This is a genomic window from Rhodococcus sp. MEB041, from assembly GCF_030208955.1.
In the GTDB taxonomy this organism is placed as follows: domain Bacteria; phylum Actinomycetota; class Actinomycetes; order Mycobacteriales; family Mycobacteriaceae; genus Rhodococcoides.
The window spans coordinates 358,662-370,169 of record NZ_JARVSZ010000005.1 but is presented as its reverse complement, the minus strand read 5'-3'; the positions used below and the strand labels follow the sequence as shown (position 1 = coordinate 370,169).

Genomic DNA, 11,508 nt, shown 5'->3' with positions numbered 1-11,508 from the left:
TAATCGCTCCCGCGCGCGGTCGCCGGTAGTGTCGGCGTCACTGTGAACGCCACCCCCGAGACGGACACCGTCGACGTGCTCGCCGCCCGCGCCGACACCCCTGCCGCCGAGCACGGGGTGTTCCTCGACAGCGCCGGCTCGTCGCTGCCGCCACAGCGCGTCGTCGAGACGGTCGTCGAGCACCTGCGCCGTGAGGCCGAGGTGGGCGGATACCGCGCAGCGCGTGAACGCTCGGAGGATCTCGCCGCGGTGCGCACGTCCGTGGAGATGCTGATCGGAGCCCCGACCGGCACCGTGGCACTGTCCGACAGCGCCACGCGGGCCTGGTGCGACTTCTTCTACGCGGTACCGCTCTCCCCCGGTGACCGCATCCTGGTCTCCACCGTCGAGTACGCCACCAACGCGATCGCCGCACTGCAGCGGGCGCGGGCTACCGGCGCGGTGGTCGACACCATTCCCGTGGACCCGTCCGGACGCATCGATCTCGAGGCTCTCGAGCGGATGATGGACGACCGCGTCGCGCTGGTCTCGCTCGTGCACGCGCCGACCAACGGCGGCCTGCTGAACCCGGTCCGGGAGATCGTCGACCTGGCCCACCGTCACGGGGCCCTCGTGCTGCTGGACGCCTGTCAGTCGGTGGGCCAGATCGCCCTCGACGTGGTGGAGCTCGGTGTGGACGCTCTCTCCGCGACGGGACGCAAGTGGCTGCGAGGACCGCGCGGCACCGGTTTCCTTCACGTCGCCCCGTCGGTGCTCGACACCCTGGAGCCGCGATCCCTGGATCTGCACAGTGCGTCCTGGACCGGCCCCGACTCCTACACCGTCGCCGACGACGCGCGCCGGTTCGAGACGTGGGAACACGACGTCGCGGCCCGGCTCGGTCTCGGCGCCGCCGTCGATCTCCTGCTCGAACTCGGGCCGAGCGCGGTGGAGGCCGCGGTGCGTGTGCGGGCCGAGCGGCTGCGGAACGCCCTCGCCGAGGTGCACGGCATCGCGGTGCACGACCTGGGCGACCACCACACCGGCATCGTGACCTTCACCGTCGAGGGCGTCGCGCCCGCCGCGGTGAAGGACGCACTGGCGGAGCGCGACATCACCGTCTCCGTCAGCCCGGCGTCGTCGACTCTGCTCGACATGACGGCCCGCGGACTGGACTCCGTCGTCCGGGCATCTCCCCACTACTTCCTGACCCTTGATCAGATCGATCACGCCGTGGACGAGTGCCGGGCTCTGACGTCGGAGCGGTGACCCGCCGCCAACGGTGACGAGCAGGGGCGATTCGCGGCCGATCGGCGCGTTCGGGTAGTGTTCACGCCGTTGTCTCGGCGAGGGTGACGAGTGCGCAGTGCGTACGTCACCGTGATCGACGCAGGCGCGGTCTCGCAGCCGTCCTCGTTCGTGTCCACGCCGAGCGAGTAGTACCCGCAGCAGTCACACCGGACCGCAGCCGTTTCAGACCGCAGTCACACCAGATCTTCCGAGGAGCCCCGTCCCATGGCCAACGTTCTCAACGCCACCGTCCGCACCGAGTTCGGCAAGGGCGCAGCCCGCCGCACCCGCCGCGACGGTCTCGTCCCCGCCGTCCTGTACGGACACGCCACCGAGCCCAAGCACCTCTCGCTCCCGTCCCGCGAGTTCGCCGCCGTGCTCCGCGCCGACGGCACCAACGCCGTCATCGAGCTCCAGGTCGATGGCGAGAAGCACCTCGCCCTCACCAAGTCGGTCGTGGTCCACCCGATCCGTAACTACATCGAGCACGCCGACCTCCTCGTCATCCGTCGCGGCGAGAAGGTCACCGTCGAGATCAACGTCGTCGTCACCGGCGACGCGGCGCCCGGCGCCCTCGTCACCACCGATGCCAACGTCATCGAGATCGAGGTCGACGCGACCCAGATCCCCGAGCAGTTCGAGGTCTCCGTCGAGGACGCCGAGATCGGCACCCAGATCCTCGCCTCGTCGATCGAGCTGCCGTCCGGCGCGACGCTGATCTCCGATCCCGAGCTCCTCCTCGTCAACGTCGTCGAGGCGCCCAGCGAGGCTGCACTCGAGGCCGAGGGCGCGGGCGATCTCGCCAGCAACGTCGCCGCCGAGGAAGAGGAGGCTGTCGAGGACAGCTCCGCCGCCGACGAGGCCGCAGCAGCAGACGAGAACTGATCCACCGAGCACCACCGCGGCGCGCCTCCCTCACCGGAGGCGCGCCGTTTCTCGTTCCCCCACTCCGCACGACCCCGCACGCCACGAGCTGAAAGCGACTGCCGCACATGACCGATCGCCCTGCTCTCGTCATCGGCCTGGGCAATCCCGGGCCGCAGTACGAGCGCACCCGACACAACGTCGGCGCCGTCGTCGTCGACACCCTGGCGGAGCGGATGCGAGGGTCGTTCTCGTCGCACAAGCGCAGCAACTCCGACGTGCTCCAGGCACGGCTCGGGACTCGCCCGGTCGTGCTGGGGAAGCCGCGGTCGTACATGAACGAGTCCGGCGGCCCGGTCGCCAACCTGGCCCGGTTCTTCTCCGTGGCGCCGGCGGACATCATCGTCGTGCACGACGAACTCGACGTCGATCTGGGTCGGGTGCGGCTCAAGATCGGCGGCGGCGAGGGCGGGCACAACGGGCTGCGCTCGATCTCGAAGTCGTTGTCCACCAAGGACTACCTCCGTGTCCGGGTCGGGGTGGGGCGCCCGCCCGGCCGGATGGATCCGGCGTCGTACGTGCTCAAGCCGTTCGCCGCGTCCGAGCGCGACGAGGTGGCGGTCGTGCTGGAGGAGGCCGCGGACGCAGTGGAGCTGCTCCTGAAGGGCAGCCTCGAGGACGCGCAGAACCGCATCCACCGACCCTGATGCGCTGAGCTCAGCCGAGGAGCGACGCCGAGTTCGCGCGGCGGAGCTTGCCCGAGGACGTCTTCGGAATGGTGCCGGGACCGAGCACCGCGACCGTGCGAGGACGAACCCCCACTTCCGAGAACACCGCGTGCACGATGTCGTGCTCGATGCGCTTGACCGCATCCGGGTCGGCGATCTCGTTGGTCTCCGCCGCGACCGCGAAGCTCTCCCGCTTCTGCCCCGCGTCGAGACGGATCGCGACGGCATTGCCCGGCCGGACGCCCGCGACGGTGCCCACGGCACGTTCGATGTCGGTCGGATAGATGTTGCGGCCACCCATGATGATGACGTCCTTGATGCGCCCGCAGACGACGACCAGGCCTTCCTCCGTGAAGTACCCGATGTCGCCGGTGTCGAGCCACCCGTCGTCGTCCTGCGCGGACACCGAGCCCTCCACCGTGATGTACCCCGGCGTCACCGCCGGCCCCCGCACGTGGATGACACCGACACCGCGGCTCGGGAGCACCTGGCCCTCGGCGTCGACGACGCGCCCCTCGAGATTCGGCACCATCCGCCCGAGCGTCGCGAGACGACGGACGTTGCCCTTGGTCGACGGAACGGCGCGGCCCATCACCTCGAGCAGGTCCGCGTCGACCACGTCGAGCACCTGGCCCTGATCGCGTACCGGGATCGACACCGCGAGCGTGGTCTCCGCCATCCCGTAGACGGGTGCGAGAGCGGTCGGGGCGAGCCCGAACCGGGCGCCCGCCTCCGCGAGAGCGAGCATCGTGTCGGGATCCACCGGCTCGGCACCGTTCCACGCGTAGCGCAACGACGACAGATCGAGGGCCGTGTCGGCGGACGCCTGCTTCAGCCTGCGCGCGAGCAACGAGTACGCGAAATTGGGAGCGGCGGTGACGGTGCCGCGGTACTTGTCGATCAGCTGGGCCCACAGCAGCGGAGAGCGCAGGAAGTCGATCGGCGTGATGCTGACGACCTCGGCACCGACCTGCATCGGCACCGACAGGAACCCGACCATCCCCATGTCGTGGAACAGCGGGAGCCAGCTGACCATCACGTCGTCCTCGAGCGAGTACTCGATCCGATCGATCATCGCGTAGGCGTTGACGTAGAAGTTCTCGTGGGTGATGCGCACGGCCTTGGGAGATCCGGTGGACCCGGACGTGAGCTGCTGCAGCGCGATGTCGGATTCGTCGGTGGGCACGGGATCGGTGTCCTCACCGCCGCGCAGGTCGTCGATCGTCAGCACGGTGATCCCGCGTTCCTCCAGGATGGGCGCCGCGGCGTCGAACGGTGCACCGAGCACCACCGCGGCGGCGTCGATCATCCGGATGACGGTCTCGGTGTCGGCACCCCACACGGCGAGATCGGTGCGCGGCGTCGGCTGATGCAGCATGGTCACGGACGCGCCGCGCATCCACGCCGCCTGGCACGACGGCGCGATGTCCACCGGCTGACCGGCCAGGATGCCGATCGCGTCCCCGCGGGAGACCCCTGCCGCGGCGAGCCCGCCGGCCATCCGGCGCGCGACCGCATGGATGTCGCCCCACGTCTGCCGCAACGGTGCGTCGGGCTCACCGGTGACGAGACCCCGCTCGGTCGTGGCCGCGGTCGCGTACATCTCCTCGGTGAACCTGCTCAACGTCACTCCCTCGTCGGTGGTGCGTGCCGGGTGCGCGCACCACTGTTACATCCGGACGACGGTGACCGCTGTTACGGACGGACGGGCTCGGCGTGTCGGCCGAGTACCCTGGGTATGTTCCGACCAGTGATCCGCACAGCTGCGGTCACCGAAGAAAGGCCTTCGTGAGCACCCCGTCCGTCGACACCGACACCACCACCGCGGTCACCGCCGCCGGCACCACCCCGCCGAAGAACCTCCGGCGCGAGGTGGAGCGTCGTCGCACCTTCGCGGTGATCTCGCACCCCGACGCGGGCAAGTCGACGCTCACCGAGGCCCTGGCTCTGCACGCGCGGAAGATCTCCGAGGCCGGTGCGATCCACGGGAAGTCGGGTCGCCGCTCCACCGTCTCCGACTGGATGGAGATGGAGAAGGCGCGCGGTATCTCCGTGAGCTCGACGGCGCTGCAGTTCGACTACGCCGATCACACCATCAACCTGGTGGACACCCCCGGTCACGCCGACTTCTCCGAGGACACCTACCGCGTGCTGACCGCGGTGGACGCCGCCGTGATGCTGATCGACGCGGCGAAGGGTCTGGAACCGCAGACGCTGAAGCTGTTCCAGGTGTGTCGACACCGCGGCATCCCGGTCATCACCGTCGTCAACAAGTGGGACCGGCCGGGCCGCTCCCCCCTCGAGCTTCTCGACGAGATCGAGGAGCGCATCGGTCTGACGCCGACCCCGCTGTACTGGCCCGTCGGTATCGCGGGTGACTTCCGCGGACTGCTCGACGTGTCGGAGCACCAGTACATCCACTTCACCCGCACGGCCGGTGGCGCGACCATCGCACCCGAGGAGTTCATGGACTCCGAGGCGGCGCAGTCCCGTGAGGGCGACGACTGGACCACCGCCGTCGAGGAGAGCGAGTTGCTCGTCGAGAGCGGGCAGCGCCACGACGAGGACGAGTTCCTCGCGGGCCGGACGTCTCCGGTGATCTTCGCGTCGGCGATGCTGAACTTCGGCGTGCACCAGATCCTCGACACCCTCGTCTCGTTCGCTCCGGCCCCGGGCCCCCGTCCCGACGTGGCCGGTGGTGAGCGCGAGGTCACCGACCCCTTCAGCGCGGTCGTGTTCAAGGTGCAGGCCGGCATGGACACCGCACACCGCGACCGCCTCGCCTTCATGCGCGTGGTCTCCGGAGTCTTCGAGCGCGGCATGGTGGTCACCCATGCCCAGACGGGCAAACCGTTCACGACGAAGTACGCGCTGACGGTGTTCGGCCGCGAGCGCACCACGGTGGAGAACGCCTACCCCGGCGACGTCGTCGGGCTGGTCAACGCCACCGCGCTCGCTCCCGGCCACACGTTGTACGCGGATCGCAAGGTCGAGTTCCCGCCGATCCCGTCCTTCGCTCCCGAGCACTTCGCCGTCCTCCGCGCGGAGAGCGCGAGCAAGTACAAGCAGTTCCGTCGCGCCGTGGACCAGATGGATCAGGAGGGTGTCGTCCAGATCCTGCGCAACGACATCCGCGGAGACGCGTCACCCGTCCTCGCCGCCGTGGGGCCGATGCAGTTCGAGGTGGTGTCCGCGCGCATGAAGTCCGAGTTCGGCGTCGAGGCGCGCATGGAGCCCCTGGGCTACTCGATCGCTCGACGCACCGACGCGGCGTCCGCCGGGGAGCTCGGTCGCCAGCGCGGCGTCGAGGTGTTCACCCGCACGGACGGCGTGATGTTGGCGCTGGTCAGTGACAAGTGGCGGCTGCAGTACATCCAGAAGGAGCTGCCGGACCTGCTGCTCGAGCCGCTGGTCGCCGCAGCCGACTGATCCTCTGGGACATCTCCACACCACCTCACCCCAAGATTGGTGTCATCTCCAATCCATAGGGTCAAAACTGTTCGCTGTTTCCTTCCCGTGGTACTTTTTCTCTGTTCGAACGTACTTCTGGTTTGTTCTTCGGAAGTACTCGAGTCACGTACCGAGACGATCGAGGAGCAGTCCGAGTAATGAGCGATGGATCAAGTGGGCCCCTCACGGGGATCAAGATCGGCAAGGCACCAGCCCACCGATCCAACGGGACACCTTCGAGCGTCACTCCGAGCAAAAGTGAGGTCGACATGACAACCAGTGATCAGATTTCCGAACACGCGTTGCCTGGCGGCAGCACGTCCACCAACGGATCGTCGAACGGCAGCAGCTTCGCCTCGGGTCGTCACCCGAGCCCCGATCGCCGCACGGCCATGGGCATCGCGTCCATCCGCATCGCGGGACGGCTGACCCAGAACGAGATCACCAGTCGCGACACGCGCCCGATGGATTCCTCCACCGGACCCGACGAGCTGCTGCAGCTCCTCGGTGAGTACCTCACCTCCGGTGGGCTCGCGAGCCCCGAGCTGCACGTGCGTTCCAACGGCACGACGGTGGTGCTCGATCTGCAGAACCCCGCCAAGGGCTTCCGCTGATCCTCCCCTGACACACGAGAATGGCCCCCGGCATCGCCGGGGGCCATTCTCGTGCTGTCGTCATCCGTCCCCGTGACGCACGAAGGCGACCCGAGAAGAATCTCGGGTCGCCTCGTACTACTTCACGACGGACACAGTCGGGGGACGACCGCCGCGAAGAGAGTGTTCGTCCTCATGATCCCTGTGGAAAAGGATCAGGCGGGGGGCATCATGACCGAGTCGACCAGGTAGACGGTCGCGTTGGCGGTCTTGACGCCACCGCAGACCAGGTTCGAGTCGTTGAACTTCAGCGTGTCGCCCTCACCGGTGACGTTGACTGCCTGGCCCTCGACCGAGGTCTGCTCGCCGGCGATGGCGTCGGGAGCGATCTGGCCGGGGATCACGTGGTACGTGAGGATCTTGGTGAGCAGCGCGGAATCGGTCTTCAGCGTCTCGATGGTGGCCGGGTCGATCTTCGCGAACGCGTCGTCGGTCGGGGCGATGACGGTGAACTCGGAGCCGTTCAGCGTGTCGACCAGGTTGACGCCCGGGTTCAGGCCACCGGAGACCGCTGCGGTCAGGGTGGTGAGGATCGGGTTGTTGGAGGCGGCGACGGCGACCGGATCGGCAGCCATTCCGCTCACGGAGCCCGCACCGTCCGGGACCTGCTCGGCGTAGGCGGCGCAGCCCGAGCCGACGAGGTTGGAGGCCGGATCGGCACTCGAGTTCATCGCGGTGGAGGAGGACATGGCCGAAGAGGTCATCGACTCCATGCTGCTGCTCGCGGTGGTCTCGGTGGTGCTGCTGCTGTCGTCGGACGAACATGCGGACAGTCCGAGGAGTGCAACTGCTGCGAAGCCGACTGCTACTGCACTCTTGCTCTTGGTGACGCTCATGGCGAGAACCCTTCTTGTACGGATCTGATAGCCGCTCACCGCCGGTGATGATCACCGGCCGCTGTCGGTTGTGTCATCCACCATTCGGATCCGGGTCCCATGGGGGATTGGTGACGGTTGTGAGAAAAATTCCCCACCAGTCACTTCGGGGTCCGACCAGGGATCACTCCCTGGGATCGGTACGCCCCGGCCCCAATTCGGCGGGTAGATCGGTCGGAAGGCAGGTTTCCTGTGTGGCCGTAAACCATCCGGTGTAGCGGAACAACCGCCCGAGCGTGCGGCCACGCACCTCGATGTCGATGCGGTGGCGCTGCTGCTCCTCGTCCCACCACTCGCGGCCGATGGTCTCCGCCGACAGAAGACCCGGCGGCTTGATCGACCCACGCGGAGCGAGGAACCGGGGCAGACCGCTGTCGAGCCGCAGACCACCGTCGGCGTCCGCGGAGCACTGGGTGTGCACCACCATGTCGGGGCCGGCACCGATGTAGTCGAGTGCGCCGCGCGATCCCACGACCATCACCGAGTCGAGTGCCACCTCGTGGCCGGGGAACTGGAAACGACGGACGAACGCCAGCGTGGGCCTGCCCAGCTCGTCCGTGTACGCGTAGTTGGCGATGGTGAAGGGGATGTTCTCGCCCGAGTCGGAGGGGACCATCCGCCGCTTGCCACCGAGCCACAGGGCCGGCGGCGGCAGCAGCGGAGAGTGCGTGATGGTCTCCATGACACCGGTGCCGAACTGCGCCACATGATCGTCCGCACCGAAACCGAAGCGCCACTGCACCTTCGGGTGAAGCTTCTCGAACTCCGAGCCCATGACCTCGGACACGACGGATGTCATCGTCACTCCTCGCGCAGAACGCGGTCGCCGATCGACCGCCTGAACGCGAGGGTAGACCGTGTCAGCCCAGTTCCTCGGCCAGCTCCATCCAGCGCTCCTCGACGGAGTCCTTCTCCGCGACGACGGTGAGCAACTCGGCGTTCAGCGACTGCAACGTCGCCGGGTCCGTCGCCGCCTCGGCCAGCGAGACGTGCAGTGCGCGCACCCGATCGTCGAGCTTGACCAGGGAGCGCTCGAGCTTCGAGAGTTCCTTGCGAGCGGCGCGCTCGTCGGCACCGCCCTTGGCCGCGGCCGGCTTCGCTCCCCCGCCCGACGTCATCCCCGGAGCCGCGTCGTCGGCTGCGGCGATTCGCGCGCGACGCCGCAGGTACTCCTCGATGCCACCCGGCAGGTTGGTGAGCTTGCCGTCGCCGAACAGAGCCCACGTCGAGTCGCAGACGCGCTCGATGAGGTACCGGTCGTGACTGATGACGATCATGGTGCCGGCCCAGCCGTCGAGCAGATCCTCGAGCTGCTGCAGCGTGTCGATGTCGAGGTCGTTGGTCGGCTCGTCGAGGAGCAGGACGTTCGGCTCGGACATCAGCACGCGTGTCAGCTGCAGTCGACGGCGCTCGCCACCGGACAGGTCACCGACGGGCGTGCGCTGCCGTGCAGGCGTGAAGCCCAGCCGCTCGGCGAGCTGTCCGGCAGAGATCTCCCTGTCGCCCAACTGAATTCGTTCCGCGACGTCCTGGACCGCCTCGAGCACGCGCATCCCGACGGGTAGGTCGTCGAGTTCCTGGCGGAGCCAGCCGATGCGCACCGTCTTGCCCTCGATGCGGCGGCCCTTCGCGGGTTCGAGCTCGCCCGCGATGGTGCGGAGCAACGTCGTCTTGCCGGAGCCGTTGACGCCGACGAGACCGATGCGCTCCCCCGGCGCGAGGCGCCACGTGAAGTCCTCCACCAGTACGCGGCCGTCCGGAGTCGCCAGCGTGGCGTCCTCGAGCTCGATGACGATGCGGCCCAGCCGGGTCTGCGCGAACTTCGACAACGCGACCGAGTCGCGCGGCGGCGGCACGTCCGAGATGAGGGCCTCGGCGGCCTCGATGCGGTAGCGCGGCTTCGAGGTTCGAGCGGGCGGGCCGCGGCGCAGCCAGGCCAGCTCCTTGCGGGCGAGGTTGCGGCGACGATCCTCCGCGGCATCGGCCTGGCGAGAGCGCTCCGCGCGAGCGAAGATCCAGTCGGCGTAGCCGCCCTCGTACGTCTCGACCTGACCGTTCACCACTTCCCAGGTGCGGGTGGCGACGGTGTCGAGGAACCACCGATCGTGGGTGACGACGACCAGTGCGGACCGCCGGTTCACCAGATGCTCCGCGAGCCACTGGACGCCCTCGACGTCGAGATGGTTGGTCGGCTCGTCGAGCACGAGCAGGTCGAGGTCCTGCACCAGCGCGGCGGCGAGCGCTGTGCGTCGGCGCTCACCGCCCGACAACTGCTCGACCGGTGCGTCGAGCCCGAGACCGGTGATGCCGATGCCGTCCAGAACGCTGCGGATCCGGGCGTCACCGGCCCACTCGTGCTCGGCGACACCGAGCGGTGCGAGGACGATGTCCCCGATGGTGGACCCGGGCGGCAGGACACCACGCTGCGTCACGACGGCCATCCGGAGGCCGCCCACGCGACTCACCCGGCCCGAGTCGGGCTGCTCGACGCCCGCGAGCACCTCGAGCATGGTGGTCTTGCCGTTGCCGTTCAGGCCCACGACGCCGATGCGCTCGTTCTCCTGGACACCGAGCGAGACTCCGTCGAGGAGCGGCTTCACGCCGAAGGATTTGGAGACCTGCTCCAGGTTGATCAGGTTGGCCATCAGTGTTGTCCCCGGTTCGTGTCGTTCTGGTCGCGTTCGGTGCGCACTCGCGCTCCGCTCACCGGTCCACGTGCCACACGTACCGTGCGGCAGACGCCGGCGCCGGACAGTTCCGCGCCGACCTCGACCGCATGGTCGGCAGAGGCGCAGAGGAAGGCGCAGGTGGGGCCGGACCCGGAGACGATGCCGGCGATGGCACCCGCCTCGGTGCCGGCGCGCAGGGTGCGGCGAAGGCCTGGTTCGAGGGACAGCGCCGCGGCCTGGAGGTCGTTGCCCAGGAGCGGCCCGACCCGCGCCGGATCGCCCGACGCCAGGGCCTGCATCAGCTCGTCGGGTGCGCCGAGGCGCGGCGGCGCTCCCCGTTCGCGCAGCCGGTCGAGTTCGCGGTAGACCGCGGGAGTCGAGAGGCCGCCCTTCGCGAGAGCGAGCACCCAGTGGAAGGAGTTGCGTGAGAGCACCGGCAGCAGCTTCTCGCCGCGACCCGTGCCGACGGCCGTGCCACCGGCGACGGAGAACGGGACGTCGCTACCGAGCTGCGCCGCGAAGTCCATGATCTTCTCGCGGGACAGGCCGAGGTTCCAGAGCGCGTCCAGCGCGACGACGGTCGCGGCCGCGTCGGCGCTGCCCCCGGCCATGCCCCCCGCGACGGGAATGCCCTTGTCGATGCTGATGGCGACGGCCGGCCGACGACCGGCATGGGCGGCGACGAGTTCGGCCGCCTTCCACGCCAGGTTGGTGTGGTCGGTGGGAACGATGCCCGCATCGTCCCCGTACACGCTGACGGACAGTGTCTCCGCGGCCACGACGGAGACGTCGTCGACGAGGGAGAGCGCGTGGAAGACGGTGGTGAGTTCGTGGTAGCCGTCGGGGCGCAGGTCACCCACGGCAAGGTGCAGATTGACCTTGGCGGGAGCGCGGACCGAGACCGGCCGCGGAACGACTGTGAGCACGTCTCACCACTGTAGTCGGCGTGCGCCCGAGTACCGAACCGGATCGAGGACCCGAACTGTCCGCTGTCGGGTGC

General features: G+C 68.8%; 10 protein-coding genes. 5 read left to right on the top strand and 5 right to left on the bottom strand.

The features are described from left to right. Window positions 1–42 precede the first annotated feature (42 nt). The 3 genes from QRN16_RS15870 (at window position 43) to pth (ending at window position 2,840) form a co-directional block, all read left to right on the top strand. Window positions 43–1,248 (top strand): aminotransferase class V-fold PLP-dependent enzyme, encoded by a 1,206-nt coding sequence (locus tag QRN16_RS15870; protein ID WP_222638291.1) that lies wholly within the window; start codon window positions 43–45, stop codon window positions 1,246–1,248. 246 nt (window positions 1,249–1,494) lie between these two features. After that, the gene (locus tag QRN16_RS15865; RefSeq protein WP_056447089.1) at window positions 1,495–2,154 is read left to right on the top strand and encodes a 50S ribosomal protein L25/general stress protein Ctc; all 660 of its coding nucleotides are present in this window, start codon (window positions 1,495–1,497) and stop codon (window positions 2,152–2,154) included. A gap of 107 nt (window positions 2,155–2,261) precedes the next feature. Further along, a complete protein-coding gene (gene pth, locus QRN16_RS15860; RefSeq protein ID WP_285188140.1) occupies window positions 2,262–2,840 on the top strand; it encodes an aminoacyl-tRNA hydrolase in 579 nt (192 codons plus the stop codon). Window positions 2,841–2,850: 10 nt separating this feature from the next. On the opposite strand, the gene QRN16_RS15855 is transcribed toward pth, so the two are convergent. Next, entirely contained in the window at window positions 2,851–4,485 is a 1,635-nt protein-coding gene (locus tag QRN16_RS15855; protein ID WP_222627617.1) for a fatty acyl-AMP ligase, read from the bottom strand. Window positions 4,486–4,649: 164 nt separating this feature from the next. Between QRN16_RS15855 and QRN16_RS15850 the strand changes: the two genes are divergently transcribed. Together QRN16_RS15850 and QRN16_RS15845 are read left to right on the top strand one after the other, a co-directional pair. Beyond that, window positions 4,650–6,290: a peptide chain release factor 3 gene (locus QRN16_RS15850; protein WP_056447083.1), complete on the top strand. Its 1,641-nt coding sequence runs from the start codon at window positions 4,650–4,652 to the stop codon at window positions 6,288–6,290. Window positions 6,291–6,580: 290 nt separating this feature from the next. After that, window positions 6,581–6,925, top strand: coding sequence for a hypothetical protein (locus QRN16_RS15845; protein WP_231476131.1), 345 nt, complete (start codon window positions 6,581–6,583; stop codon window positions 6,923–6,925). 194 nt (window positions 6,926–7,119) lie between these two features. On the opposite strand, the gene QRN16_RS15840 is transcribed toward QRN16_RS15845, so the two are convergent. The 4 genes from QRN16_RS15840 to QRN16_RS15825 form a co-directional block, all read right to left on the bottom strand. Continuing rightward, a complete protein-coding gene (locus QRN16_RS15840; RefSeq protein WP_027504081.1) occupies window positions 7,120–7,800 on the bottom strand; it encodes a fasciclin domain-containing protein in 681 nt (226 codons plus the stop codon). 163 nt (window positions 7,801–7,963) lie between these two features. Then, on the bottom strand, window positions 7,964–8,638 hold the full coding sequence (locus QRN16_RS15835) for a DUF4166 domain-containing protein (protein ID WP_027504082.1): 675 nt from the start codon (window positions 8,636–8,638) through the stop codon (window positions 7,964–7,966). Between the two features lie 61 nt (window positions 8,639–8,699). Then, entirely contained in the window at window positions 8,700–10,484 is a 1,785-nt protein-coding gene (locus QRN16_RS15830) for an ABC-F family ATP-binding cassette domain-containing protein (RefSeq protein ID WP_027504083.1), read from the bottom strand. Beyond that, window positions 10,484–11,434, bottom strand: a complete 951-nt coding sequence (locus tag QRN16_RS15825) for a 4-(cytidine 5'-diphospho)-2-C-methyl-D-erythritol kinase (RefSeq protein ID WP_027504084.1) — start codon at window positions 11,432–11,434, stop codon at window positions 10,484–10,486. Before QRN16_RS15825 ends, QRN16_RS15830 begins: the two co-directional genes overlap by 1 nt. Window positions 11,435–11,508: the final 74 nt, after the last annotated feature.